At 70.1% G+C, this 26,381-nt stretch carries 24 protein-coding genes; 8 read left to right on the top strand and 16 right to left on the bottom strand.

Annotation, left to right across the window (positions count from 1 at the left end):
- Positions 1-99: 99 nt before the first annotated feature.
- Both ftsH and tilS read right to left on the bottom strand, forming a co-directional pair.
- Positions 100-2,016: an ATP-dependent zinc metalloprotease FtsH gene (gene ftsH / locus NR792_RS04735; protein WP_014396358.1), complete on the bottom strand. Its 1,917-nt coding sequence runs from the start codon at positions 2,014-2,016 to the stop codon at positions 100-102.
- Positions 2,017-2,198: 182 nt separating this feature from the next.
- Positions 2,199-3,566: a tRNA lysidine(34) synthetase TilS gene (gene tilS, locus NR792_RS04730; protein WP_375758871.1), complete on the bottom strand. Its 1,368-nt coding sequence runs from the start codon at positions 3,564-3,566 to the stop codon at positions 2,199-2,201.
- A gap of 444 nt (positions 3,567-4,010) precedes the next feature.
- Between tilS and NR792_RS04725 the strand changes: the two genes are divergently transcribed.
- Complete coding sequence (locus NR792_RS04725; RefSeq protein ID WP_014396356.1) at positions 4,011-4,220, top strand: TIGR04563 family protein; 210 nt, start codon at positions 4,011-4,013, stop codon at positions 4,218-4,220.
- Positions 4,221-4,229: 9 nt separating this feature from the next.
- The gene (locus NR792_RS04720; protein ID WP_014396355.1) at positions 4,230-4,511 is read left to right on the top strand and encodes a TIGR04563 family protein; all 282 of its coding nucleotides are present in this window, start codon (positions 4,230-4,232) and stop codon (positions 4,509-4,511) included.
- Between the two features lie 45 nt (positions 4,512-4,556).
- On the opposite strand, the gene NR792_RS04715 is transcribed toward NR792_RS04720, so the two are convergent.
- Both NR792_RS04715 and NR792_RS04710 read right to left on the bottom strand, forming a co-directional pair.
- Entirely contained in the window at positions 4,557-5,387 is an 831-nt protein-coding gene (locus NR792_RS04715; protein WP_375758870.1) for a 5'-nucleotidase C-terminal domain-containing protein, read from the bottom strand.
- Positions 5,387-8,269, bottom strand: coding sequence for a TonB-dependent receptor plug domain-containing protein (locus tag NR792_RS04710; protein ID WP_375758869.1), 2,883 nt, complete (start codon positions 8,267-8,269; stop codon positions 5,387-5,389). Before NR792_RS04710 ends, NR792_RS04715 begins: the two co-directional genes overlap by 1 nt.
- Before the next feature lie 114 nt (positions 8,270-8,383).
- Between NR792_RS04710 and NR792_RS04705 the strand changes: the two genes are divergently transcribed.
- Entirely contained in the window at positions 8,384-9,943 is a 1,560-nt protein-coding gene (locus NR792_RS04705) for a ChaN family lipoprotein (protein ID WP_375761567.1), read from the top strand.
- A gap of 62 nt (positions 9,944-10,005) precedes the next feature.
- Positions 10,006-10,707: a hypothetical protein gene (locus NR792_RS04700; protein WP_375758868.1), complete on the top strand. Its 702-nt coding sequence runs from the start codon at positions 10,006-10,008 to the stop codon at positions 10,705-10,707.
- 36 nt (positions 10,708-10,743) lie between these two features.
- Here the strand turns inward: NR792_RS04700 and NR792_RS04695 are convergent, their stop codons facing one another.
- The 6 genes from NR792_RS04695 to NR792_RS04670 all read right to left on the bottom strand — a co-directional run bounded on the left by NR792_RS04695 (position 10,744) and on the right by NR792_RS04670 (position 15,147).
- Entirely contained in the window at positions 10,744-11,139 is a 396-nt protein-coding gene (locus NR792_RS04695; protein WP_375758867.1) for a LysM peptidoglycan-binding domain-containing protein, read from the bottom strand.
- A 109-nt stretch (positions 11,140-11,248) separates the two neighbouring features.
- Entirely contained in the window at positions 11,249-12,205 is a 957-nt protein-coding gene (locus NR792_RS04690; protein WP_375758866.1) for a hypothetical protein, read from the bottom strand.
- Positions 12,206-12,287: 82 nt separating this feature from the next.
- The gene (locus tag NR792_RS04685; RefSeq protein ID WP_375758865.1) at positions 12,288-12,668 is read right to left on the bottom strand and encodes a hypothetical protein; all 381 of its coding nucleotides are present in this window, start codon (positions 12,666-12,668) and stop codon (positions 12,288-12,290) included.
- Positions 12,669-12,785: 117 nt separating this feature from the next.
- A complete protein-coding gene (locus NR792_RS04680; RefSeq protein WP_375758864.1) occupies positions 12,786-13,580 on the bottom strand; it encodes a class I SAM-dependent methyltransferase in 795 nt (264 codons plus the stop codon).
- On the bottom strand, positions 13,570-14,346 hold the full coding sequence (locus tag NR792_RS04675; RefSeq protein ID WP_375758863.1) for an SDR family NAD(P)-dependent oxidoreductase: 777 nt from the start codon (positions 14,344-14,346) through the stop codon (positions 13,570-13,572). Before NR792_RS04675 ends, NR792_RS04680 begins: the two co-directional genes overlap by 11 nt.
- A 174-nt stretch (positions 14,347-14,520) precedes the next feature.
- Positions 14,521-15,147 carry a TetR/AcrR family transcriptional regulator C-terminal domain-containing protein gene (locus NR792_RS04670; protein WP_375758862.1) on the bottom strand — a complete coding sequence of 209 codons (627 nt, stop codon included), beginning with the start codon at positions 15,145-15,147 and terminating at the stop codon, positions 14,521-14,523.
- Between the two features lie 91 nt (positions 15,148-15,238).
- Here NR792_RS04670 and NR792_RS04665 point away from each other — a divergent pair, with 91 nt between their 5' ends.
- Entirely contained in the window at positions 15,239-16,693 is a 1,455-nt protein-coding gene (locus NR792_RS04665; protein ID WP_375758861.1) for an FAD-dependent monooxygenase, read from the top strand.
- Between the two features lie 50 nt (positions 16,694-16,743).
- Here NR792_RS04665 and NR792_RS04660 read toward each other — a convergent pair whose 3' ends face one another.
- From NR792_RS04660 to NR792_RS04640, 5 genes are read right to left on the bottom strand one after another with little or no spacing between them, the layout of a single operon-like run.
- Positions 16,744-17,571: a 3-keto-5-aminohexanoate cleavage protein gene (locus NR792_RS04660; protein WP_120591679.1), complete on the bottom strand. Its 828-nt coding sequence runs from the start codon at positions 17,569-17,571 to the stop codon at positions 16,744-16,746.
- Positions 17,568-17,966: a hotdog fold domain-containing protein gene (locus NR792_RS04655; RefSeq protein ID WP_375758860.1), complete on the bottom strand. Its 399-nt coding sequence runs from the start codon at positions 17,964-17,966 to the stop codon at positions 17,568-17,570. Before NR792_RS04655 ends, NR792_RS04660 begins: the two co-directional genes overlap by 4 nt.
- The gene (locus NR792_RS04650; RefSeq protein ID WP_375758859.1) at positions 17,963-18,748 is read right to left on the bottom strand and encodes an OAM dimerization domain-containing protein; all 786 of its coding nucleotides are present in this window, start codon (positions 18,746-18,748) and stop codon (positions 17,963-17,965) included. The genes NR792_RS04655 and NR792_RS04650 overlap by 4 nt, the downstream gene beginning before the upstream one ends.
- A gap of 4 nt (positions 18,749-18,752) precedes the next feature.
- Entirely contained in the window at positions 18,753-19,238 is a 486-nt protein-coding gene (locus NR792_RS04645) for a hypothetical protein (RefSeq protein ID WP_375758858.1), read from the bottom strand.
- A complete protein-coding gene (locus NR792_RS04640; RefSeq protein ID WP_375758857.1) occupies positions 19,235-20,785 on the bottom strand; it encodes a lysine 5,6-aminomutase subunit alpha in 1,551 nt (516 codons plus the stop codon). Before NR792_RS04640 ends, NR792_RS04645 begins: the two co-directional genes overlap by 4 nt.
- Before the next feature lie 313 nt (positions 20,786-21,098).
- On the opposite strand from NR792_RS04640, the gene NR792_RS04635 reads away from it, so the two are divergent.
- From NR792_RS04635 to NR792_RS04625, 3 genes are all read left to right on the top strand, one after another.
- On the top strand, positions 21,099-22,643 hold the full coding sequence (locus NR792_RS04635; RefSeq protein ID WP_375758856.1) for a catalase: 1,545 nt from the start codon (positions 21,099-21,101) through the stop codon (positions 22,641-22,643).
- Between the two features lie 78 nt (positions 22,644-22,721).
- Positions 22,722-23,339 carry an ankyrin repeat domain-containing protein gene (locus tag NR792_RS04630; RefSeq protein WP_375758855.1) on the top strand — a complete coding sequence of 206 codons (618 nt, stop codon included), beginning with the start codon at positions 22,722-22,724 and terminating at the stop codon, positions 23,337-23,339.
- Between the two features lie 266 nt (positions 23,340-23,605).
- The gene (locus NR792_RS04625; RefSeq protein ID WP_375758854.1) at positions 23,606-25,348 is read left to right on the top strand and encodes a glycosyl hydrolase family 18 protein; all 1,743 of its coding nucleotides are present in this window, start codon (positions 23,606-23,608) and stop codon (positions 25,346-25,348) included.
- Here the strand turns inward: NR792_RS04625 and NR792_RS04620 are convergent.
- Positions 25,345-26,370, bottom strand: a complete 1,026-nt coding sequence (locus tag NR792_RS04620) for an L-erythro-3,5-diaminohexanoate dehydrogenase (protein WP_375758853.1) — start codon at positions 26,368-26,370, stop codon at positions 25,345-25,347. The two genes, NR792_RS04625 and NR792_RS04620, sit on opposite strands and share 4 nt — an antisense overlap.
- Positions 26,371-26,381: the final 11 nt, after the last annotated feature.

Here is a 26,381-nt window from a genome sequence, read left to right as displayed (position 1 = left end):
GCTCGGGCAGCAGCCGGGCGACGCAAAGACAAACGAAAAGGCCCTCCCCGTTTCCACGGGAAGGGCCTTCGTCACTTCAGGAGGGAGGCTGGAGAGGCGTTACGCCTTCTTCGGCTCCATGTTGGGCAGGCCCTCGAGCGCGTCGAGGATCTTCCGCTTGTCCTTCTTCTCCGTCGGCTTCGGCGTGGAGCTGACGCGCGGCGCCGGACGCTCACGGGTGAGCTGGCCACCCTGGAGGATGATGTTCACGTCCTCCGCGTCGAGCGTCTCGTACTCCACCAGGGCGTCGGACACGCGCTGGAGCACGTCCAGCTTGTCCGTCAGCAGCTGCTTGCCCAGGGTGTAGCAGCCCACGACGATGCTGCGGACCTCCGCGTCGATCTGCCGGGCGGTGTCCTCGGAGTAGTCCTTGGACGAGTTGAAGTCGCGGCCCAGGAAGACCTCACCGTCGCTCTTGCCGAACGCCAGCGGGCCCATCTTCTCGCTCATGCCCCAGCGGCACACCATGGCGCGCGCCGTCTCCGTCGCACGCTCGATGTCGTTCGCCGCGCCGCTGCTCATCTCGTTGAACATGAGCTCTTCGGCGATGCGGCCACCCATGGCCATGGTGATCTGGTCGAGGATCTGCTTGCGGTAGCCGTTCACCTTGTCCTCGGTGGGCAGGCTCCAGGTGACGCCCAGGGCCTGACCGCGCGGGATGATGGTGACCTTGTGCAGGGGGTCGCAGCCGGGCAGCAGCTTGGCGAGGAGCGCGTGGCCGGCCTCGTGGACGGCCGTGTTCCGCTTCTCCTTGTCGGTCATGATCATGGACCGGCGCTCCGGGCCCATGAAGACCTTGTCCTTCGCCTGCTCGAAGTCCGCCAGGTCCACGCGCTCCTTGTTCTGGCGCGCGGCCATCAGGGCCGACTCGTTGACCAGGTTCTCCAGGTCCGCGCCCGTCATGCCGGGCGTACCGCGGGCGATGACCTCCAGCTCCACCTCCGGGGCCAGCGGCACGCGGCGGGTGTGCACCTTCAGCACGCCCAGGCGGCCCTTGAGGTCCGGACGGGGGACGATGATGCGGCGGTCGAAGCGGCCCGGGCGCTGGAGCGCCGGGTCCAGCACGTCCGGACGGTTGGTGGCGGCGATGAGGATGACGCCGTCGTTGGACTCGAAGCCGTCCATCTCCACCAGCAGCTGGTTGAGCGTCTGCTCGCGCTCGTCGTGACCGCCGCCCAGGCCCGCGCCACGGTGGCGGCCCACGGCGTCGATCTCGTCGATGAAGATGATGCAGGGGGCGTTCTTCTTGCCCTGCTCGAAGAGGTCGCGCACGCGGCTGGCGCCGACGCCCACGAACATCTCCACGAAGTCCGAGCCGGAGATGGAGAAGAAGGGGACGCCCGCTTCACCGGCCACCGCGCGGGCGAGCAGCGTCTTGCCCGTGCCCGGGGGGCCCATCATCAGGACGCCCTTGGGGATGCGGCCGCCCAGCTTGGTGAACTTCTTGGGGTCCTTGAGGAAGGCGACGATCTCCTCCAGCTCCTCCTTGCACTCGTCCACGCCGGCCACGTCCGCGAACGTGACCTTGTTGTGGCTCTCGCTCAGGAGCTTCGCCTTGGACTTCCCGAACGTCATCGCCTTGCCGCTGCCGCCCTGGAGCTGGCGCATGAAGAAGATGAAGAACAGGAACAGGAAGACGACGGGCATCCACTGCCCGAGGATGGTCAGCCAGAGGCTGTTCTGCTCCTCGCGCTCGTACTTCACGTCCACGCCGGAGGCGCGGAGCTGGTTGAGCACGGCCACGTCCGGCGCGGGACCCGTGGTCCGGAACTTGTCGTTCGAGTCGCTGAACGTGCCGGAGTAGGTGTTGCCCTTGACGGAGACGGCCCGGACCTTCTTCTCCTCCACCTTGGTCAGAAGCTGGGTGAAGGTCGGTTCCTGCACCTGCTCGTTGCCTTGCGAGAAGAAATTGTAGAAGGCGACGAAGAGGACGATCAGGATGACCCAGAGCCCGATGGTCTTGTAGGTCGAACGCACGTTTCAGCTGCCCTTTCGGTACTCGGCGGGATGAGGGCCGTGCCAGGAAGAACCCCGGCGAGTTTCGTCATGTTGCCCGACGCCCGCCCGTGTGCAGGCCAGCGACGGACCGTATCAGCAACAGCAAAAAGCCCTCAACTATTTAGGGGACCGCGACCATCCCCTGATTCGAAGCTTCGACTCTATAACGGAGGGGTCTTCCGTTCGCTTGAAGCCGGCGGGAATGCCCACAGCGAGTGTCGGCAAGGCACCGTGAGGGAAGCGGCGCCAGGCTCGACGAAGCGCGGCAGGACCCCGGGAAGCCACAGCGGAGCATCGCGCGCGTCCACCACCACCGGCTGTGCGTCGCGCGCCTCCGCCGGAACGCGGGCATCCACCAGCGCGTCCTGCACCTTGCGATGGCCCGCGCGCGTCCGGACGCGGTCGCCCTGCTTCCTCGAACGCACCGTGAGTGGCCACGCCGTCCCCTCCTCCAACACCAGGGCCAACACCCCCGGGGGCGCGGATCCTTCCGCCACCTGGAAGCGCCACGCGCCAAAGTCCCCATGCGCGCCCGGCCCCGCGAGCACCAGCGGCGCGGGCGGCGTCCGGCGCCCGGGCCCCACGCAGCGCACCCGTCCGCCGGTGGCCTTGAGCAGGAAGCCGTCGCTCAGCGTCATGACGCCCCCGCGCGCCACCACGTCCCGCCCGCGCTCCAGCGTGGCGTGGTCCACCCGCGCGCCCGCGGTGAGCAACAGCCGTGCGAGCACGCGGCGCGACAGCGGCGGCTCCAGCGCGCGCAGCCCCACGGCGTCCAGGCCGCCTCCCTCCAGCGCCAGCCGCTCCCACGCCGCGTCCGCCAGCCCGGCGAGCAGGGCTTCGTCCTCGGAGGCGAGGCGCGCGAAGGTGGCCAGGTGCTCCACGGTGCTGAAGCCCGCCGCGCGGTTCAGCGCGGGCAGCACGTCCAGGCGCATGCGCGTGCGGAAGAGGGACGGGTCCGCGTTCATCGGATCGCGCACGAACCCCACCTCCTCGGTGGCCAGGAAGGCGAGCACGTCCTCGCGCGAGCACGTGAGCAGCGGCCGGATGAGCGTGGGCGCACGCGCGTGGATGCTCCGCGCGCCCCGGAGCGCGGCCCCTCGGGACAGGCGCATGAGCAGCGTCTCCGCCTGGTCGTCGAGCGTGTGACCGGTGGCCACGGCGTCCAACCCGCGCTCCTGCCGCAGGACCTCCAGGGTCGCGTAGCGCGCCTCGCGGGCCCGGGCCTCCACGCCCGCGCCGGGCAAGAGCGCGAGCCGCCGGACGTGGCAGGTCAGGCCCAGGCGTGCGGCCAGGCCCACGACGGAGGTCACCTCCTCCGAGGCTTCCGGCCGGAGGCCATGGTCCACCGTCGCCACCTCCACGCGCAGCGCCAGGGCCTCGCGCACGCGCGCGGTTCCCACGAGGAGCGCGGTGGAGTCCGCGCCTCCGGAGACCGCGAGCAGCACCGAGCGCGAGGCGAGGCCGTGCTCGGCATAGGAGCGGGCGAGCGCGGCGGTCAGCGAGGGACGTTCAGGAGACGCGCGAGGCATGGCGCAGCGGTCGGAATGGCGAGGGGGATGGCCGGGTTACAGAGTCGCGGTGGACGGAAGGCGTGGGGATGCATTCCATGATTCCCACAATGGATGGACGCGGGGCGGAAATAGAACGGCGCCTCACGGTTGTTGGTCGGACGTTCTGGACTTCATGACGTTGGACCTAGGGGTCCCCCCCCTCCCCCTCTGGGTCCACGGGGCCGCTCGGAGATTCGCTCCCTGCGGTCCCTCTTTCCGAAGCGCCCCGGTCTCCCTCGTGGAGGCCGGGGCGTTTCTCTTTTCTGCTGTCAATGCAGCGCCGGAGCAGTGTCGGAAGCGGAGCGTTCAGCCTGCGGGCGCACGACTGACTGCTCCGAAACCGTTGACCCTTCAGGGCGTCTGTCGGATAACCGCTCCGGTGTGTTCAGGTCGTCACCTCGAATCCGCCCCGGAGACCCAGGCATGGCAGGCACCGACAAGCGCAAGCAGTCGCTGTACTTCCCCGAGGAGATGCTGAAGGAGATCCAGGAGGAGGCGAACCGGCAGGACCGTTCCCTCTCATGGGTGGTGCAGCAGGCCTGGAAGATCGCCCGCGACCGCATCAAGTCTTTCCCTGCCGTGAACGACGTCACGGGCGACGAGCGCACGGACCCGCGCGAAGAAAGGCCGTAAGGCAGGGCCATGGCCACCACGGACCATCGCAAGCAGTCACTCTATTTTCCCGAGGACATGCTGGAAGAGATCCAGCGTGAGGCGACCCGGCAGGATCGTTCCCTGTCGTGGATCGTCCAGCAGGCGTGGAAGGTCGCGCGCGCCGACATCCGGCGGATGCCTTCGGTCAATGACGTGCTCGGCCCCCTGCCTCCACGGCCGGTGGCCGCCGCGGCCCAGACGGCCACTTCCGCTCCGGCGGTGGTGACGTCCAGCGCCCCGGCCTCCTCGGACGAGCCCTCCAAGCCGTAGGGAGCCGTCCACCCCGGCCCCCGCAAGTCCGAAACCGCGCGAGCTTCAGCGCGGGGCGGGCCGGGCGGGCCGGGCACAGTTGTCGAAGACGATGCGCGGGGCTTCCTTCAGCGCCTGGACCGGGCTGGGATAGGTGCCCTTCATGTACGCCGCCGCGATGTTGGCGTCCGTGCCGCCCAGCTTGCGCGCCGTCACCGGGTTGCGGTCCGGGTCCTGTCCCGCGTTGCCCAGGATGCTCCCGTAGCCGTCGCCTCCCTCCAGCAGGAACGTGGACATCGCCACGCGGTAGCGGATGGACGCGTCGTCGCTCGCGGGGAGGGACACGGTGCGGCCCCTCACGCGCAGCTCCGTCACGCGCTGGCCCGCCGGGCGCGCGCAGTCCACGCGCAGGGTGGTGCCGTCGGACACGTGGAGGAACGCGCCGGACGGCGACACGATGGCCTGCCCTTCCAGGGCCAGCGCCTCCACGGAGTGCTCGAAGAGGTCCACGAGCTGCTTCTCCGTGAGGTCCACCGTCACGACGAGGTTCTCGAAGAGGATGACCTCGTGCAGGACGCCGTCGGTGAGCGGCCCCGTGCGCAGGGACGGGCGGGTGACGCACAGGCCCTCGTCGCGCAGCGAGCCGCCGTTGATGATGCCCAGCTCGGTGGGCCTCGCGGCGCCGTCCTCCGCGTGGAGGAACGCGTCCGCGGCCAGCTGCCCCAGCGCGTTGTTGTCGTGCCGGGTGAAGGCGGAGCCCAGCTGGACCTCTTCTCCCAGGTAGCCCACGACGGCGTCGGGGTCGTCCACCAGCGGGGTGCAGGAGTCGTTGTACGCGAGGCACCCGGGCAGGAGCGCGAGGGCCGCGAGCGCGGCGGTGAGGTGGCGGCGGTCCATCAGTAGAAGGCCCTCAGGGTGAGGTAGCCGGACACGCCCTCGCGCGGCAGCAGGCCGGTGACGCGGTCCGGACGGGGCACGTCGTCGCGCAGGTCGTGGTCGAAGAGGTTCTGCGCGAACAGCGTCACCTCGAAGTGCTCCCAGATGGGTTCGGTGCGCAGCTGCGCGGTGATGAGGCTGTACGCGGGAATCTCATAGCGGCGGATGAGCTCCAGCGTGGAGCGGTTGTTGTTGCGGCGCTCGGCGCCGGAGCGCACCACCACGTCCAGGTTCACCCAGTCCCCCAGCGGCATGGACACGCCCGCGTTGAAGCGCGCCTGGGGCACGTCCGTGAGCAGGCGGGACTGCTCCGGCAGCTCCAGGTCCTGCGCGCGAGACAGGCTGGCGTTGACCCACGCGACGGCGCGCTTGGACGCCTCCAGGCGCGCCTCCGCCTCCACGCCGTACACGCGCACGCCCAGCTCGCGGTTGCGCAGGGGGACGATGTTGCCGCTGGTGTCCACCGGGGTGATGGGCGAGGCGAAGTTCTGGAGGAAGGCGTTGGCGCGCACGCGCACGCGGGTGTCGCCCGCGGCCTGGACCAGGTCCATGCCCAGCTCGAAGGTGTCCACGGTGGTGGGCTTCAGGAGCGGGTTTCCCTCGAAGCGGCCCTGGTTGTAGTCGGTGTCGGGGATGCGCTCGACCAGTTCCTGCGGCGTGGGGGCGCGGAAGGCGCGGCCATACAGCGCCTTGAGCACGAGCGCGTCCGACGCGGCGATGACCAGGCCCACGCGCGGGTTCACGCGCACCACCATCTTGCTGGCGTCCAGCGAGCCCGCGGCGTCCACGTCGGGCAGCTGCGTGGCGTCCAGGCGCAGGCCGAAGGTGAGCGTGAGCGCGGAGAGCACGGTCCACTGGTCCTGCGCGGAGAGGCCCAGGTTGAGGCGGCGGGAGGCCGCGCCCTGCGTGAGGTCCACGAGCCCTTCGGGGGCGGCGGGGCTGGGGCGCAGGCGGCCGTCGAGCGTGTAGTTCGTGGTGTAGTCGTAGCGGGACAGGGACTGCTGTTCGGCGACGAGGCCCAGCGTGAGGTGGTTCTCCCGGGCCAGCGCGAAGTCCGCGTCGACGGAGGCCGTCACGGTGCGCACGGTGACCCGGGTCTCCTCCTGGAGGCCGTCCGGGAAGAGGCGGTCCACGCCGTCGCCGGTGCGGAAGTCGTGCGGGGTGAGCTGGAAGAGGCGCTCGGTGGACTGCTGATCGAAGCCCAGCCGCGCGCGCACCTGGCCGCCGTCGGCGAGGGGCCGCTCCCAGGTGAGGTCGGCGAGGAGCACGTTCCAGGACAGCTGGGAGTCGTTGCCCACGGTGTCGAACAGGCCGACGAGCGCATCGCGCTTCTCGGAGAGGTAGCGCGCGGTGACGCCCACGCGGCCGGCGCTGTCCAGGCCGTAGGACACGCCTCCGCCCGCGTTCACGAGGAAGCGGCCGTCGCGGGTGCGGCCCGCGGGCTCGTCCACGTCGCGCAGGCCCTGGTCCACGGCCTCGTCGTCGAGCGCGTCGTGGTCGATGACGAGCGAGTCCCCTTCCTGGGTCCAGAGGTCCAGGTCCGCGAACAGGCGCAGGTCGCCGGTGGAGTGAGCGGCGGACAGGTGGCCGTCGGTGGCGAGCGCGAGCCGGCCGTCGTCGCGGGGTACGCCGCCGGTGGAGACGGCGCCGCGCACGCCGTCGGCGTGGTGGGTGACGAGGTTGACGACGCCCTGGAAGGCGCCCGCGCCGTAGATGGCGGAGCCGGGGCCGCGGATGACCTCGATGCGCTCCAGGTTCTCCACCGGCAGGTTCATGAGCGCCTTGCCGTCGAAGAAGTTGTTGAGGCGGTGGCCGTCGAGGAGGAAGAGGATCTCCGCGTCATTGCGCAGGCCCCGGATGGCGGTGCGGTGGAAGCCCTGCACGTCGCGGCTGACGGACACACCGGGCACCACGTCCAGCACGTCCGCCACCGTGCGGGCCCCCAGCGCGATCATCTGCGAGCGGTTGAAGGAAGCACCGATGGCCGGCACGGTGCGCACGGCCTCTTCCTGGAGCGTCGTCACCGCGAGCACGTCCTCCGCGCTGTAGAGCGCCAGGTCGTCGTCCAGGGCGGTGCGGGAGGAAGAGGACGCGCGGGAGTCCGGTGGGAGGTCCGCGTTGAGCGCGGCCATCGCATCGTCGGAGCTGGAAGCGCGGGAGCCGCGCGGGTCCGTACCATTCGCGCGGGTTGAAGTGCGTGGCTCGTCCGTCCGGCCCGAAGCGCGCGGGTCGGTCGCCTCCGCCCGGCCCGAAGCACGCGGGTCCGCGCCATCCGTGCGCGTCCCGGTGGCGTTTGGAGCGGAGGTCCCGGCCTTCGCGGGTGGCGGAGCCGAAGCACTCCCTGCGTCATCGTCCTCCCCTCCCCCTGACGGCGGCGAGAAGGCATCGATGTCGGGCGCGGACTTCTGCTCCTCACGGCCTCCCTTGCGGGCCGGCGGCACCTTCGCTGGCGGAGGCTCCGGGGTCTGCGCTCCCACCATCACCCTCGCGGGCCGGAGCGCGGACATGAAGAGCGGCGTGCGCGACCCATCCACCATCGCCGCCTCGACGAAGTACTCCACGCCGGGCGGCACCATGTGCTCGGCGGGGACCATCGCGCGGTACAGGTCTCCGTACTGCAGCTCCATCGGGACCTGGACGTACGGCTCTCCCGGGCCGCGATAGCGGACGAAGAGCTCCAGCACCTTGCCGCCATCCACCAGCGTCGCATCCAGCTGGAGGGGCTGCCGGGCCTCCGCGCGCCGCGGCGGCGCGTGCAGCAGCGCGGGCTCCTGCGCGTGGACGGAGGCCGCGACGAACACCACGGCACAGAGGATGAGCGTGCGAGGAAGAACGGTCCGCAAGATTGCCGACGATGGTCCGTTGCAGGGCCATGCGAGTCAAGCAAGGCACCTGCCCGCGTCCCGCTGATTTTTTGCCGCCCCCGCGAGCGCATGCGACGGTGCCTGTCGCTCTCCATGCGCGCGTCGCTTGCCCTTCACCTCGCCCTCTTCCGCCGCCAACGCGCCCAGATCGCCCGGGTGGTCGAAGGCCGCACCGAAGCCTTCCGCGCCTACGAGGCCCGCTACCGCCGGCGCACGAGCACCTACCAGCGCGTGGTCCCCCTGACCCACGTGCACCAGCGCATCGCGGCGTCGGACCTCGTCTACGTCGGCGACTACCACACGCTGCCGCTCGCCCAGCAGACCTACCTGGACCTCGTCGAGCGCGCCCTCGCCTCCGGGCGCCGCGTCGTGCTGGCGCTCGAGTGCGTGGAAGGCCGTCACCAGGCGGCCCTCGACGCGTACCTCGCGGGTCGCCTGCCCGAGCGCACCCTCCTGTCTCGGCTGGGGCACGGCCCCACTCCGGGCTTCGGTCCCGGCGCCGGCATCCGCGCCGTGCTGGGCTTCGCGAAGCGCCACAAGCTCCAGGTGGCCGCCATCGACCGGCGCGCCCAGGGTGAGCGCTCGCTCGCGCTGCGGGACGCCTTCGCCGCGGAACGCATCGCCCGCGTGGCCCGCGCGGAAGACGTCCCGCTGGTGATGGTGCTGGTGGGCCAGTTCCACGCCGCGCCCTGCCACCTCCCCGCGCAGGTGGAGCGCGCGCTGGGAGAAGCGCAGCCGCGCCGCGGGCTCGTCGTGTACCAGAACGCCGAGGGCCTCTGGTGGCGCCTCGCGCGCGAGGGCCGGCTGGGCAGCGCGGAGGCCGTGGAGCTGGCGGACGGCGCGCTGTGCCTGATGAACGCCTCGCCCGTCCTCTGCCAGCAGAGCTTCCTGGACTACCTGGAGGCCGAAGGCGACGACGCGCCCCTGCTCGACCGCAGCGCCGCGGAGCGCTTCCGCGACATGGCGGAGCTCATCGGCGGGCTCGCGGGCGTGCCCGTGGGCCGTGAGCTGGACTCGGTGGAGGTGACGACGGCGGCGGACGGCGACGTGCTCGCCCGCATCCGCCGGCGCGGCCGCTTCACCCAGGCGGAGCTGTCCCAGCTGCGCAAGCACATCCTGTCGCGCGAGAGCGGCTACATCCCGCGCGCGCGCACGGCGTACCTCGCGTCGCTGTCCCTCAACCACGCCGCGGAGGAGGCCGCCCACTTCGTGCGCCACTGCGCCGTGGGCGACGCCATGGACGCTCCGCGCGGCGCGTCCGAGGCCTTCTACGCGCGCTGCCTGGAAGAGGCCCTGGGCTTCTTCGGCTCCAAGCTGATCAACCCGCGCCGCACCTGCCCCAGCGTCACGGAGTGGGCCCGGCGCTTCGGCGAGGCCCGGGGCCTGGAGCGGCAGATCGCCGCTTTCGTCCTCGCCCACAAGGCCACGGAGTCCGAGGCCCCCGACGAGGCCGTGAAGCTCCTCCCCCTGCGCCGCGACCGCCTGTTCCACGGCGTCAGCCACGCGCTGGGCTACCTTCTGGGGGACAGCCTCTACCGCGCCTTCGACGCCGGTCAGGTGGACACCGCCGACATCCGCGCCCTCTTCCGGGATCCGCTCGTGGATCCGCGGGGCGCGTACCTCGCCTGGGCCGCGCGCCTGCGAGGGCTGTAGAGGCCTGTGGTGCCGCTGACCCAGCTGAATCCAGCGGCGGCTTGCAGCTACCCTCCGGCGGCATGAACCCAGCTCCTCGCCGCTCCACGGGCGTCGCGTCCGCGCTCCTCCTGTCCCTCGCCGTGGGCCTCGTGCTTCCAGGCTGCTTCGCCGAACAGGGCGCCTGCGTCCATGGCTCCAGCATCTACTTCTGCAACGACGACACCGCGGACGAGTGCCGCGACTTCTGGTGCGACGGCTGGGACTACTGCGGCTACTTCGAGGGCGACTCGTGCGAGGACGTGGGCTTTCCGGAGGGCACGGTCACCCTGGACACCTACTCCGAGCCGAGGACGCCCGAGTGGAGCTGGGGAACGCCTTCCGGAGGCTCCAGCGGCGGCGGTGGCGGTGGCGGTGGCGGTGGTGGCGGCGGTAACGGCAGCGGTGCGTGCGCCTATTACGACTCGAACCTGAACCGCGTGCTCTGTGACCACCGCACGAGCGGCTCCAGCTGTTCGGGCAAGTGGATGGGCAGCGGCACCAACTGCTCCGGCCTCAAGTGCACCAGCGGCACGGACCCCTTCAGCTGCACCGTGTCGGGTGGAAGCTCGGGCGGCACCTGCACGTCCACCTACCAGGGGCCCACTGGCGATGCGCAGGTCTATACCCAGTGCGCGTCCGTGTGGAACTACCGCTGCCAGCAGAAGAACGACAACGCCGCGGACCAGAACTGCCTCGTCTACGACTCGCTCGAGGCCACGGTGGAGTGCCCGTACTGCCCTTGATGCACCGGCAGGACGGGCCTCCGTCCAGCGCCGCGCTCAGGCGCGGTTGGCGATGGTCTTCGGCGGCAGCTTGAGGACCTGGCCCACCTTGATGTGGTCCGGGTCCTTGAGCTGATCCTTGTTGGCCTCGAAGATCTTCGTGTACAGCTTCATGTCCCCGTAGATGTCCTTGGCCAGCTTGCTGAGCGTGTCGCCGGACTTCACGGTGTAGACGCCATAGGGCTCGGCGTGGGTCACGTCGAGCATCACCATGATCTCGTCGTTCCACTTCGGGTGCTTCGCCTTGATCTGATCCCACATGCGATCGCGGTCGAAGGCGTGGTCGACGGAGCCCTTGATGACGAGCTTGCCGTTCTCCTCGCGCGTTTCGATCTTCGCGCCCACGCTCTTCGCCACGTCCAGCACGTCCTGGTAGTCGCTCTGCAACGCCATCCGCGTCCTCCTGTCGTGAGGCCGCGAACTCAAACACCCCGCCCGCTGGCCATGACGGGCCGCGGGAAAGGGCCTGAACGAAGCTCAACACTGCGGAGCCAGGAGCTGTTCAGAGCACCACGTCCGAGCCGGGTTCCGGTTCGGCCTTGAGAGCCTCGGGTGGCGCGAAGGTGCCGTCCGGCCGCAGCTCGCGCAGGATCTCCTCGCGGCTCAGGCGCACCGCGCGGATGGTGCCGTCGGGCGACAGCGCGTAGACGCAGTCCTGGTCCGCCGCGCCGACGAAGAGGCCGCCCAGCGCGGGATGGAGCATCACCAGCGCGAGCTCCGTCTCCAGCGGCCCCGGGAAGAGCACATGCGCGTGCGCGGAGAAGGGAGGCACCTCTCCGTCCGCGTCCGGCGCGACGGACACGGGGATGAGGCCCTGGTGCAGGGGCAGCTCCTGGAGCTGCTGGCGGCCGTCCTTGCTGAACTTGAAGCGGAAGTCACCGCCCAGCAGGTACAGGGTCGAGTCGTCGAAGCCCTGGAGCACGTACACGGTGATGCCGCCGTCCTCCTCCACCACGACGGACTTGAGCTGCTTGCGGCCGTGCACCTGGAAGACGCGCTCGCAGGCGGTGCTCACCGCGCGGGCCAGCGCGTCCATGCCTTCGGGCAGGGACTCGACGGGGAAGTCCTCCATCTCACCGGAGAACTCGATGGGCGCGCGGTACGCGTACGCGGGGACGAACGCGTCCTGCGGGTTGAAGCGGCCGAAGACGGCGTACCAGGCGTTGCCGCGCGGCACGGTGAAGAGCCAGTTCATCCGCGCGCGGTCCAGGTCCGGACGCGCGAGCAGCAGGTCCGTGGCGCGGATGGCGCCCTGCTCCGACTCGACGATGTATTGAGCGCGCTTCTGCACGCGCTGGAGCTCCGCGTCCGCCACCAGTGCCACCGGCGACTCGACCGAGCCCGGCGCGTCCGGCGCTCCCGCTGGGGCCTGCTGTGTCGCCGCGGCCTGCGTCGCGCTGGAGTGCGCGCGGCAGCCAGTGCTCAGGGCGACGACGGCGACGAGGAGGCTGCGAAGCATGGGGGCTCCCGCGGACGAAAGGGCCCGGTCAGTCTGTGCCGGCCGGGGCCCTCGCGTCACGTCCCCCACTCACGGCGGGACCTCAAGCGCCCTGCTGCGTGGGCGCCAGCGCGGCCTTGATCTTCTGCTTCAGCGCCTTGCGGCGCTCCTTGAACTGCGCGCGCTGGGTCTCGTCCACCTGGCCGTTGGCGGCGGCGCGCGCGGCCTTCATCTCCTCGTGGAGCTGCTTCGCCTCCGCCTTGAAGCTGTCCGCCTGGGCCTGCGTCAGGCGCCCTTCGGCGACCTGCTTGTCCAGGCGCTGCTCCATGCGGCCGAACTTGTGGCCCCCGCCGTGCTTGCCGCGGCGGCCCTCGCACTGGCCGGTCTTGGCGGAGTCGGACGGCGCGGCCGTCTGGGCGAGCACGGGCACGGCGAGGAGCAGCGTGGCGACGGCGGTACCGCGAAGCATGGACTTGAGCGACATGGTGTGTGGACTCCGGGTTCAGGTCAAAACGCTCCGGGAGCAGCCGTGCAGCATGCTTCCCGTCGCGCTCTGACACTCAAAACCCCGGAGCCCGCCGAAGGTTAAATCGCCCTTTTCTCACAGCCGGGAGGCGGGCTTCAGCGCCCGGGTGGCCATGAAGGTGGGCAGGAACTTGGAGAGCAGGTCCTTCTCCGCGAACGAATCCTCGAAGAGGTGCGTGAGCACGAAGCCCGCGTCCAGCTGTCCGCCCAGCTGGTCCTCCAGCGAATGGCCCACGACCATGGGCTCATCCTTGTCGGTGTAGCGGCGGCGCTCCTCGTCGGTGAGGCTGGTGAAGTCGGAATACGGCATCGTGTACTTCAGCCGCATCACGCCCTTCTCCTCCTCCGCCGGGTCGAAGAGGTAGCGCACCGGGTTGCAGATGCCCGACAGGAGCACGCCGCCCGGACGCAGCACGCGGAAGGCCTCGCGCCACACGGGCCGGATCTCCTCCGCGAAGCAGTTGGAGCACGGGTGGAAGATGAGGTCGAAACTCCCATCGGCGAACGCGGACAGGTCCCGCATGTCGCCCTCCACGTACTTCATCTCCAAGCCCTCGCGCTCGGCCACCTTGCGGTCCTGCGCCAGCTGCGCGGGCGAGTTGTCGAACACGGTGACGCGCGCTCCCGCCGCCGCGAACACCGGGCACTGCTGGCCGCCCGCGCTCGCCAGGCCCAGCACGTCCTTGCCCTTCAGGTCCCCGAACCACGCGCGCGGCACGGGCTTCGTCGGGGTGAGCACCACGCTCCAGTCGCCCCGCCGCGCGGCGGCGATGACCTCCGGGGACACCGGCAGCGTCCACACGTTGCCTCGGCCCACCTCGCCGTTCCACGCCTCGCGGTTGTACGTCCGTACGTCCAGGTCAGTCTTCATGCAGCACCCTTCCTTCCATGCCTCCGGCCACGGTGACGACCTCTCCCGTCACGTGGCCGGAGATGCGATCCGACGCGAGCGTCACCACGACGCGCGCCACGTCCTCTGGCTGCCCCACCTTGCGCAGCGGCATCGTCCGCGTGACGCGGCCGACGAACTCCGGGTCCACCAGCTTCGCGCGGTTGCGGTCCACTTCCGTCCAGCCCGGGCACACCACGTTCACGCGGCCCATGGGCGCGATGCGGTGCAGCTCGTTCTTCAGGCTCTTCACGAAGCCCGCCGCCAGCGCGCCCTTCGCCGCCGCGTAGTCCGTGTGGCCCGCCTCGCCGAAGAGGCCCGCCGTGGAGCTGATGATGACGATGGTGCCCGTGCGCGTCGTCTCCACGTGGCGCAGGAACGCGCGGCAGCTCAGGAACACGCTGTCCAGGTTCTGCGCCAGCGTGCGGCGCCAGCGCTCCAGCGACATCCGCCACAGCGGCTCGTCGGGCGCGGGGTACACGCCGGTGTTGCACACCAGCACGTCCAGCCGGCCCAGGTCCTTCACCGCCTGAGGCACCAGCGCGTCCACGTCCGCCTCCACCGTGAGGTCCGCGCGAACCGACGTGCCGCCCACCTCGCGCGCGAGCGCCGCCGCCTTCTCCTGGCTGCGGTGGTAGTGCACCGCCACCTTCGAGCCCTCGTCCGCGAACGCGCGCACCAGCGCGGAGCCGATGCCGCCCGCGCCGCCCGTCACCAGCACACCCTTGCCCTGCAGTCCCGTGTCCATCGCTTCGCGACTCCCCGTGGGCTCCCGTCAGGCCGGGAGGAATGCGCGGCATGATGCCCGAGCCGTCCCGGGTGGACAGCCGGATGAGCGGGCGGTGTCGTCAGGTGCGTCGTCAGGTGCGCTGCGTGCCGGACAGCGGGACGAAATGCGCGCCGGACTCCTGACAGCGCCTCGCTACGGCGTGGACAGCCGCGCGCGGATGCCCGCGACGAGCAGGTCCAACCCGAAGGCGAAGCGCCGGTCGAAGTCGCGGTCCAGGATGGCGTCCACCGCACCGGCCGCGTGGGGATAGCGCGCCGAGGCGAGCTGACGCAGCGCCCCTTCCCGCTCCCTCGCTTCGGCGTCCTGCGCGGTGAAGCCCTGCTCCTCGATGGTGAAGCCCAGCACGTAGTCGAGCACGGTGAACGCCGCCCAGCCCGCCGCCTGCGAGTCGAGCCCCGCCCGCATCAGCGCGCCGATGACGGTGTCGGAGACGCGCAGCGTGTGCTCGGACACCACGACGGTGCCGGCGTAGACGCGGGCGCCGTCCCGGTGGGACAGGAACGCGCGCCGCAGCTCCTGTGCCACGGTGCGCACCACCGGCTCCCACGGCGAGTCCGCCGTCAGCGTCCGCGCCACGTCCTGCACCAGCGTGTCCGCCATCGCGTCCAGCAGGGCCTGCTTGCCCGGGAAGTGCCAGTACAGCGACGGCGCCTGGATGGAGAGCGCCTTCGCCAGGACGCGCATCGTGAGGCCCTCCAGGCCGTGCTCGTCCAGCAGCGTCCACGCCGCCGCCACCACCTGCTCCCGCTGGATTCGCATGCCCTCTCTGGCCCTCGCTGGCTTGACAAACTAACAGCGTTAGTCGATCCCTAACAACGTTAGTTTGACGCCTTCGGGCGGGAGGTCGGTCATGGCGGAGGTCCTTGATGTGGCGGTGGTGGGAGGAGGTCCCACCGGACTGTGGCTCGCGTGCGAGCTGGCGCTGGCGGGTGTCCGGGTGGAGGTGTTCGAGCGGCGCGCGGAGGCCGTGCGCGAGTCGCGGGCGCTGACGCTGCATCCGCGCTCGCTGGAGGTGCTGGCGCTGCGCGGGTTGGAGGGGCGGTTCCTGGAGCGGGGACGGCCGCTGCCCACCGGGCACTTCGCGATGCTCGACACGCGCTTGGACTTCAGCGTCCTGGACACGCGCTTCCCCTACACGCTGTTCCTTCCGCAGGCGGTGACGGAGGCCCTGCTGGAGGAACGGGCGCGGGAGCTGGGCGTGGCCGTGCGGCGCGGTCACACCGTGGAGGCCCTGCGACAGGACGGCGAAGGCGTGGACCTGGAGGGCGCCACGGACGCGGGCCCCTTCCGGATCCGGGCACGCTTCGTGGTGGGCGCGGATGGGGCCCGGAGCGCGGTGCGGAGGCTGGCGGGCATCCCGTTCCCGGGGACGGACGTGACGCGCACGGCGATGCTGGGGGACGTGACGCTGGGAGCACCGCCGGCCCAGCCCGCCATCGGCATCGCGAACGAGCGGGGCGGCGTGATGGTGGTGTCCATGGCCCCGGGCGTCCACCGCATCGTCGTGAATGATCCGCTCCGGGAGAAGGCTCCGGTGCGGGAGCCCGTCACGCTGGAGGAGCTGCGGGAGTGCACGCTGCGCATCGCGGGCTCGGACTTCGGGATGCGGGAGCCGCGGTGGCTGTCGCGCTTCGGCAACGAGACGCGGCTCGCGGAGCGCTACCGCGAGGGACGCGTGCTGCTGGCGGGGGATGCCGCGCACATGCACTTCCCGGCGGGAGGCCAGGGGCTCAACGTCGGCCTGCAGGACGCGATGAACCTGGGATGGAAGCTGGCGGCGGTGGTGAAGGACGGCGCGCCGGAGGCCCTGCTCGACAGCTACTCGCGCGAGCGCCGTCCCGTGGGGCAGGCGCTGATCCACAACACGCTGGCGCAGACCGCGCTCATGGGCGCCACGCGGGAGACGTTGGCCCTGCGCGCGATGATGAGCGACCTGCTTCGTGAGCCCAGGCTGAACCGCCAGCTCGCGGACAACATCGGGGCGCTCGACGTGGGCTACGCGCCGCTGGACGTGCCCGCGCCGGAGGTGCGTGCACCGGTGCTGCCCGAATGGAGCGGCCGGCGATTGAGCGACGTGGAGCTCGGCACGGACACACGGCTCTACGCGGCGCTGCATCCGGGCCGGTGGCTGCTGCTGGGCCTGGGAGAGGACGACTCACGCCCCCTGCCCCGCTGGGAGCCCGGCTGGCCCTCCCGGGTGACGACGCTGCGTGCACAGGGCCCCGTGGGGCGAGGTGACCTCGAAGGCGTGGGCGGCATGCTGGTGCGCCCGGACGGCCACGTCGGTTGGGCCTGGGCGGCCTGAAGAGACGAAGGCCCGGGGCGTCATCCGCTCCCGGGCCTCGCGTCGAAGTCTCAGCCCAGGCGCAAGAGCTGCCGGGCCTGCTCGGGGGTCGCGAGCTCCCGGCCGGCGGCACGGGCGCGCTTCGCGGCCTCCGCCACCAGCTCGAAGTTGCCCTTCGCGAGCACGCCCTTGGACAGGTAGATGTTGTCCTCCAGGCCCACGCGCGCGTTGCCGCCGCGCTTCGCGGCCTCTTCAACGAACGGCAGCTGCTGGCGCCCCACGCCCGCCACCGTCCAGGAGCTTCCCTCCGGCAGCGCGGCGATCATGAAGTCCAGCACCTCCGGCCGCGCCTGGAGCGTGCCCGGCACGCCCAGCACGAAGTCGAAGTGCGCCGGCAGCTCCACCAGCCCCTCCTTCGCCAGGTAGCGCGCCTCGTCGATCATCCCGACGTCGAAGCACTCCAGCTCCGGCTTGAGGCCGATGCTCTTGATGCGCTTCGCGATGTCACGCACCAGCGGCCGGGGATTCCAGAACACCTCTTCCCCGAAGTTCACCGTGCCCGTGGTGAGCGTGGCCATGTCCGGCTTGTCCGCGCCGGTGAGCGTGAGCCCGCCGCACCGCTCGTCCACGTCCATGCCCACCGCGCCGCCCGTGGACACCTGGACGAGCACGTCCGTGCGCTTGCGGATGGCGCGGATGGCCGCGCGGAACAGCTCCGCGTCCTGCGACGGCTTGCCCTCCGCCGTGCGCACGTGGATGTGCACCATCGCCGCGCCGGCCTCGCGGCACTTCGCCGCGTCTTCAGCAATCTCCTCCGCGGTGATGGGCAGGTACGGCGTCTGCTCGCGCGTCGTCTCCGCGCCCACCAGGGCGGCGGTGATGACCATGGGCTTGCTCATCGCTTCACCCGCTGCTTGTCCTTGGGCACCACGCACGTGCCCGAAGCGCGGCACACCACCACCGCCTCCGGCAGCACGTCCGCCGCCGAGTCGTTCACGTCCGGCCGGGGCTTGATGACCTTGCGCGCCTCGAAGCGCATCTTCCGCGACGTGTTGCCCGCGGAGATGATCTCCCCTTCCGCCTCGATGAAGTCCCCTGCGTACACCGGGGCCAGGAACTCCACGGAGTCGTAGGCGCGGAACAGCCCCTCGTCCCCGTCCGAGCGGATGCACAGCTCCGTGGCCACGTCCCCGAACAGACCGAGCATCCGCGCTCCGTCCACCAGGTTGCCGCCGTAGTGCGCGTCATGGCTGCCCATGCGCAGCCGCAGTACCGCCTTCGTGCCAGTGCTCACGTGGGTTCCCCCTGATAGTGGGAGTCCGCGGACTCCGTGCCCTCTTTCTTCATCACCGCGTGCACGATGTAGTTCGCCACGTCGGACGGCTTGGTGCCCGGCCCGAAGCCCGCGTCGAAGCCCAGCTCCAGCGCCAGCTTGTGGTCCACGCGCGGCCCGCCCAGCAGCAAGAGCGTCTTGCCGTGGATGCCCGCCGCCTTCGCCGCGTCGATGAACTGGCGCGAGTTGTCCTTGTGCACGTCGCGCTGCGTGACGACCTGGGACACCAGGATGGCGTCCGCGTGCTTCGCCATGGACTTCTTGATGAGGTCCTCGTTGGGCACCTGGCTGCCCAGGTTGTACGCCTCGAAGCCGGGGTAGCGCTCCAGGCCGTAGTCGCCCGCGTAGCCCTTCATGTTGAGGATGGCGTCGATGCCCACCGTGTGCGTGTCCGTGCCCGTGCACGCGCCGAAGACGACGATGCGGCGGCGGACCTTCTCCTTGATGAGCGCGTTGAGGTCGTCGAACCCCATCTTGCGCACCACCACCTCCGGCACGTCGATCTCCGCGTAGTCCAGCGTCACGTTGGAGCGGGCGTAGACGACGAAGAACGTGTACTGGTCCGCGGCGCGCTCGGCGGCGGCCACCTTCACGTCCGTGAAGCCCATCTTCTTCGTGAACTGGGCGGCGGCCTCCTTGGCCTTCTCCGACAGCGGCACCGGCAGCGTGAACGACAGCTGCACCATGCCGTCGTCGCGACGGTCGCCGTAGGGGCGGATGATCTGCTTGCTCGGCTTCACCATCGAACTACCCCTTCTTGTTCTTGGGCGGCGTGAACGACACGCTGGTGCCCACCTTCTCGGCCACCGCGGCGAAACGGTCCTTCTTGCCCTGCTCCATGTAGAAGACCACGGACCAGGTCGTCTTCCCGTTGCACCCCACGTACGTCACCGTGTCCACGTTGCCGCTGCCGTCCGGCGCCGCGTCCGTGTCCGTCTTGGTGGCCGCCGGCTGGCCGCCCACCTTCAGCATGGTCCAGCTGTCGCCGCCGATGTTCGCGAGGATCTTCGTGCGGCACAGCTCCGCCTTCATGCCCGCGGTCTGCACCGTGCCCACGTCCACCAGGAAGTACGCGTCACCGGAGGGCGCCAGGAACTTCTCCGTGCCGTCCATGTTGGAGCGCGTCCACGCCGCCGGCGCCTTCAGCGCGATGTTCTTCACCGTCACGCTGCTCAACGCATCCGCGCTGCCGCCCGCGGCCATCATCACAGCCACGAAAGTACCCAGGATCATGACGCCTCCAGCATTTCCAGGAACGGGTTGAAGTAATCCGGCGCCTTCTCCAGCACGCCGTCCAGGCCCTTGCCACCGGTCTCCTCGCGCTTCACGTCACCGAAGCGCCCCTTGCCGATGGCCGCCACCATGCCCTCCGAGTGGCACTCGCGCAGCAGCTCCTCCGCCTTGGCGAAGACTTCGCGCGCGCGGTTGGCGATCTTCCCGTCCTCGCGGACGGTGAACTCCTCGTCGATGCCGCGGGCCGCGCGGTGGATGTACGACGCGGACTTGAGCGCCACGTACCGGTCCGCGAGCAGCGGCGTGTGCATGGCCTCCGTCATCATGCCCAACAGCTGGATGCCCTGCCGCGTCCAGATGGCCACCAGGTCCGCCATCACGTCGTACGCGTGGCTGAAGAAGATGTCCGTCTCCTTGTGCTTCGTGGGCGGCATGTACTTGAGCGGCGCGTCCGGGAAGCAGCGGCGCACCAGCATCGCCTGCGACAGCTCCAGGAGCAGCGTGTCGTCGCGGTACGGGTCGATTTCGTACGAGTGCCCGATGCCCAGCTGCCAGTCCTTGAGGCCCGCGCGCTTGGCGAAGCACTCGTTGATGAACTGGCTGGCGATGACGGTGTGGGCCGCGTCGTAGGCGTCCGCGGTGGTGATGTAGTTGTCCTCGCCGGTGTTGATGATGATGCCGGCCAGGGCGCAGATGCGGCGGCTGAAGTACTGGTCGATGAACGTCCGCCGCATGTTGATGTCGCGGAAGAGGATGCCGTACATCGCGTCGTTGAGGAGCATGTCCAGCTTCTCGTACGCCGCGCAGAAGGCGATCTCCGACATGCACAGGCCGGACGAGTAGTTGGTGAGCTGGATGTAGCGCTTGAGCTTGCGGCTCTCGTCGTCCAGGGCCTCGCGCATCACGCGGAAGTTCTCCTGGGTGGCGTAGGTGCCGCCGTAGCCCTCCGTCGTCGCGCCGTGGGGCACGTAGTCCAGGAGCGACTGCGCCGTGGAGCGGATGACCGCGATGACGTCCGCGCCCGCCTGCGCCGCCGCGCGCGCCTGGTCCACGTCGTCGTAGATGTTGCCGGTGGCGACGATGACGTACTTGTGCGGCGCGGGCGACATGGGGAACTGCTCGCGCAGGGCGTTGCGCTGGGCGATGCGGGCCTTGAGCTCCGTCATCGCCGCGCGGGCCTCCTCGCGCACGGCGTCGCGAAGGTTGCCCTCCATCTCCGGCGACAGCGCGCCCAGCTTGTCCGTGGGCAGCGCGGTGATGCGCTCCACGGCGTCCAGCGGGCTGCTGGCGCCCAGCTGCAGCGCGCGGCCGTACCAGTAGGCGGCGCCCCGGTTGAGCACCCCGGCGGACTTCAGCTTGTCCACCATGAGGTTCGCCAGCGGTACGCCGCGCGCACCCGCGCCGGAGATGCCAAAGAAGCGCAACACGGTGCGCTCATTGGAGACAGTGGTGTTGCGTTGGATGAGGTCGAAGATCGGATTGACGATCTCGTCCGCCAGCTTGCGCGCCTCGGCAATCCGCGCGTCGTCGATAAACGGGCCTGACATGCGCGCACCCTACCCGAGCGCAGCGTCCTTCGGCTCAAGAACACGGCCTCCCGCACCGCCAGCAAACGATGCCGCACCGCGCCTCTCGAATGGCGAGACGCATCACGCGAACGCCACTGCACCGAAACTTCGTTGCGAATCCCAACACCGAAAGGGCGGTGACCAGCCCCACCGCCATTTCGGTCTATCCACCGAAAGGCTGGTGATCGCGGCCATGCATCCACACCCAACCCATTGGAATCACAGGAAGTGAGGGGTCGGCACGAGGCGTGCTCTGGGGGTGTCCCGGTCCCCGTAACCCCCAGGAGTTCCCTTGAACCGACGCTCATTGATGCTCGCGGTCCTGCTGTCCGGCGCTCCCGTCCTCGCCGCCGGCAACCCTCCTCCCATCACCACCGACTCAGGCGCGCCGCTGGGCACGAACCAGAGCTCCAAGACGGCCGGCCCGCGAGGCGGCATCCTCCTGGAGGACTTCGCCCTCATCGAGAAGCTCGCGCGCTTCGACCGTGAGCGCATCCCGGAGCGCGTGGTGCACGCGCGCGGTGTCGGCGCCTACGGCTCCTTCGAGAGCTACGGCGACTTCTCCAGCCTCACGCGCGCGTCCGTCTTCTCCCAGAAGGGCAAGAAGACGCCGATGTTCGTGCGCTTCTCCACGGTCATCCATCCCGGCGGCTCGCCGGAGACGCTGCGCGACCCGCGCGGCTTCGCGCTGAAGTTCTTCACGGACGAGGGCAACTGGGACCTGGTCGGCAACAACCTGCCCGTTTTCTTCATCCGCGACGCCATGAAGTTCCCGGACATGGTGCACTCGCTGAAGCCGTCCCCGGTCACCAACCGGCAGGACCCGGGCCGCTACTTCGACTTCTTCAGCCACCAGCCCGAGTCCACGCACCTGCTCACCCAGCTCTATACGGACCTGGGCATCCCGGCGAACTACCGCCAGATGGACGGCAACGGCGTGCACGCCTTCAAGTTCGTCAACGCCAGGGGCCAGGTGAAGTACGTCAAGTTCAACTGGAAGTCGCAGCAGGGCGTGAAGGGCCTCACCGTGGAGGAGGCCACGAAGCTGGGCGGCGAGGACTTCCAGCACGCCACGCATGACCTCTACACGAGCATCCAGGCCGGGAAGTTCCCCTCGTGGGAGCTGAGCGTGCAGGTGTTGGATCCGAAGGACCTGGACAGCTTCGCGTTCGATCCGCTGGACGCCACCAAGGAGTGGCCCAAGGACAAGCTGCCCCCGGTGAAGCTGGGGAAGTTCACCCTCAACAAGATGCCGGACAACTTCTTCGAGGAGACGGAGCAGTCCGCCTTCTCCCCGGGCGTGCTGCCGCCGGGCATCGAGCCGTCCGAGGACCGGCTGCTGCAGGGCCGCCTCTTCTCCTACGCGGACACGCAGCGCTACCGCCTGGGCGCCAACTACCTGTCGCTGCCGGTGAACCGCGCGCGCGCCGCGGTGAACAACAACAGCCAGGCCGGCGCGATGAACAGCGGCAACACGAAGTCGGACGTGAACTACGAACCCAGCGTCACGCGGGAGACGTCGGACACGCCCTCCGCCCTCTTCTCCAACGCGCCCCTCACGGGCACCACGCAGCAGCGCCCCATCGAGAAGACGGACAACTTCTCGCAGGCAGGTGCCTTCTACGCTTCGCTCGACGCGGCCGCCAAGGAGCGGCTCATCCAGAACCTGGCCGGCGACCTGGGCCAGGTGCGCGACGCGAAGGTCAAGGCGCGCATGGTGGGCCACTTCTACGCGGCCAACGCGGACTACGGCACGCGCCTGGCCAAGGCCGTGAACGTGAAGCTGGACGACGCGAAGGCCACCCTCGCGCCGCTGGCCACGCGCGACCAGCCGTGACGTGACGCCCGGGGCCGCCGGTGACGCCTCGGCGGCCCCACTGCCTTCCCCTCTCTTTGTACGCCCTGGAGACGCCTCATGGTTCGCAAGCTGCTGCTCGGTTCGCTGGGTCTGGTGATGCTGGTGTGCACGGTGCTGACCGCCGCGTGGATGTCCCTGCGCGCCCCGGCGACGCCCACCGGTCGGCTGCTCGCCACCAGCGATGCGGAGCGCTACCTGCTCGCCGCCGCGCGCGAGGGCGAGACCGACATCGTCGAGGGGCTTGTGAAGGCCGGCACGCCCGTGGAGGCCCGCGACGCACGGGGCTTCTCCCCCCTCATCCTGGCCGCCTACTACGGCCACACGCGGACGGTGCAGGCGCTGCTCGCAGCCGGAGCGGATGCGTGCGCGAGCGACAGCCGGGGCAACACCGCCCTCATGGGCGCCGCCTTCAAGGGCTACGCGGACGTGGTGAAGCTGCTCTCCGCGCAGCCCTGCGCGGTGGACCAGACCAACCGCCTGGGCCAGACGGCGCTGATGTTCGCCGTCCTCTTCGGCCGCACGGAGGTCGCCGACGAGCTGCGCCACCAGGGCGCCTCCCCCGCCCTGCGCGACGCCAGCGGCCGCTCCGCCAACGACTGGGCCCGGACCCAGACGCCGGAGGCCCCGGTCGCTCCCGCGCAGGTCCCGGACGCCCCTACCGCGCAGGTGCGCTGAGAAACGGCGCTCATGGGCGGACCCGCCCGCCAGCCACCCCGAAGACCAGCCATCCCCCGGTGGCTGGATTTCCCACCCACGGAGGTTCTGTGATGACCTACGAGAATGAAATTAGTCCGCCTAATAGGTCAATTACCAGCCATACAAAATTGCTGGAGTTTTCCGCTTCACGTTGACTCATACAGGGGGTCCTATCGCATAACATCCCGCGTCCAGACAGGAGTGCGGGAATGAACAGCCATTGGTCAAATCCGTTGCAGGGATGGGTGGTTTTGACTCTCGCGGTGATGTTGGGCGGTTGTGATTTCGGCGGCGGCAAGAAGGACGAGCCGGAAGTGCCCCCGACGCCTCCTGAAGCGCCGAAGCAGGCCGTCGCGCAGCCGGGGGATGCCTCCGCGCTGGTGACCTGGACGGTGCCTGCCGGCGATGGTGGCAGCCCGCTGCTGTACTACGTCGTGCGCTGTGTCCCCGAGTGCGGCGGCGCGTTGGTGAAGGTGCCCGACACCCAGGCCACGGTGCTGGGGCTGAACAACGGCATCACCTACGTCTTCAAGGTCTCCGCGGTGAACGCCGTGGGCGAGGGCAAGGCCTCCGTGGAGACGGACCTGGTGACGCCGCTGGCGGGGATGAGCATCGCGGCCCCCACGCCGCCAGGCCAGCCGCGCTCGGTGGTGCCCACCGCGGGCAACGGCCAGGCGTACGTGAGCTGGCTGCCGCCCGCGAGCCACGGCGGCCGCCCCCTGTCGTACTTCAAGGTCATGACGGAGCCGGGCGGACAGGTGAAGCGGGTGGACGCGCCGGCGTCGGGCGCGCTCATTGAACAGCTCGACAACGGGAAGGCGTACTCCTTCACGGTCTGCGCGGCCAACGAGATGGGCGAAGGCCCGTGCTCACGCCCGACGGCCGCGGTGACGCTGCGTCCGGGCGGCGCGCCCACGAGCTGGGTGATGGGCTACTGGGTGGGCTACCAGCGCGACCTGTACCCGGTGGACTCGGTGGACATGTCGCTGCTCACGCACCTGGCGGTGGGCCGCATCCGCCCGCGCACCGACGGCACGCTCTACACCGACTTCGACGTGGACGCCGTGGAGGGCCCGAAGATGGCCCGGGCCCTGGCGCAGCGGGCGCACGCGGCCGGCAAGAAGGCGCTGCTGATGCTGGGCGGCATGGGCGAGTACGACGGTTTCAAGGGCGCGACGGAGACGCTGGAGAAGCGCCGGAACTTCGTGCGCAACATCATCAGCACGATGCGCGAGTTGCAGTTCGACGGCGTGGACGTGGACTGGGAGCCCATCTTCCTGCCGCAGGACAGCGCGCCGCTGCTCGCGCTGCTGGACGACCTGCGCGCCGCGGATGAGAACATCATCATCACGGTGCCGGTGGGCTGGGTGAACTCCAACTTCCCACTGGGCAAGGTGGACGCGGAGTTCCACCGCCAGCTCGCGGCCCGCGTGGACCAGATGAACATCATGGCCTACAAGATGAGCGGCCACTGGGGGCAGTGGGCGAGCTGGCACACCAGCGCGCTCTTCGGTGAGACCCACCAGCACCCCAGCTCCGTCTCCAGCTCCGTGCAGGCGTTCCTGGACGCGGGCGTGCCGCCGCAGCGCATCGGCATCGGCGTGGGCTTCTTTGGCACCTGCTGGAAGGGCATCACCGAGCCGGGCACCCCGCTCGACGGGCGCAAGGACATCCGCGAGGAGCAGAGCGACAATGCGATGAGCTACGCCAACATCCAGACGCTCTACTACTCGCCGGAGGCGTACCGCTGGGATGATGCCGCCAAGGCGCCCTACCTCTCCTTCCCCACCGCGTACGGCCCGCAGTCCTGCAACTACATCTCCTACGAGGACATCGCGTCCGTGTCGGAGAAGGGCCGCTGGGCGCGGGAGAAGGGCCTGGGGGGCGGCATCATCTGGACCGTCAACCAGGGCCACTTCAAGAACGCCCCGGCGGGTGAGCGGGATCCGCTGATGAAGGCCGTGCACACGGCCTTCCTCAAGCCCTAGATGTAGCGGGCCTCGAAGAGCTGCCGCAGCGCCGGTTCGGTGCGCAGCAGCTCCAGCGTGAGGGCGGCGTGGCCGGGCACGTACCCATTGCCCACGAGCATGGTGACGTCCTTGCCCACGCCCTCCGCGCCCAGGGCCGCCGTGGTGAAGCTGGTGGCCATGGAGAAGAAGATGACCGTGCCGCCGTCCTTCACGGACAACAGCGACGCCATCTCCGTGTTGCCCACGCTGGCGCAGTTGACCACCAGGTCGCAGAGCTGACCGCCCGTCGCCTTCCGCACCGCCTCCATCACGTCCACGCCCTGGGTGGCGTCCACCTTCAGGGCCTCGTCGCACAGGCCGATGGCGGACAGCGCGTCCAGCGCCTTCTGGGAGATGTCCAGCGCCAGCAGCTTGCCCCGGCTCTCCAGGCTGCGGCGGGCCTGCGCCAGGCACAGCGCGCCGCTCTTGCCCGCGCCCAGCACCGCCACCGTCATGCCCGGGCGCACGTGGCGCGCCACCAGCGCGGGCGCACCGCACACGTCCAGCGCCGCCAGCGACAGCGTGTCCGGCATGTCCGAAGGGAGCTTCGCGTAGATGCCGCTCGCGAAGAGCAGCGCGTGGCCGCGGATGTCCACGCGGTCGATGTCCGCGTGCACCGCCTTCACCTCTTCGATGACGAGCGGCGTGAGCGTCAGGCTCACCAGCGTGGCGATGCGGTCCCCGGGCTTGAGCACGCCGTTGGCGGGGTGCTTCGCGCCCAGCTCCTTCACGCGGCCAATGAGCATGCCGCCCGAGCCGGTGACGGGGTTCTGCATCTTGCCGCGCTCGCGCACGATGTCCTGGATGCGCCCCGCGATGCGCGCGGGGTCGCCCCCCACGTCGTCCTTGATCTGCTTGAAGGACGCGGCGTCGATGTTGAGGCTCTCCACGTCGATGAGCAGCTCCGCCTCGCCGCACGGCAACGAGGGGTCCAGCTTGCGCGCGCGCTGCGGCAGCACGCCCTTCTCACCGACGACGCGCGACAGTCCGTACGTATCCATGCCCCCCCCTT

The organism is Corallococcus exercitus (genome assembly GCF_042231735.1).
Taxonomy (GTDB): domain Bacteria; phylum Myxococcota; class Myxococcia; order Myxococcales; family Myxococcaceae; genus Corallococcus; species Corallococcus exercitus_B.
Note: the sequence above shows the minus strand (reverse complement) of the source record. Positions and strands in the feature narration are given on the sequence as shown.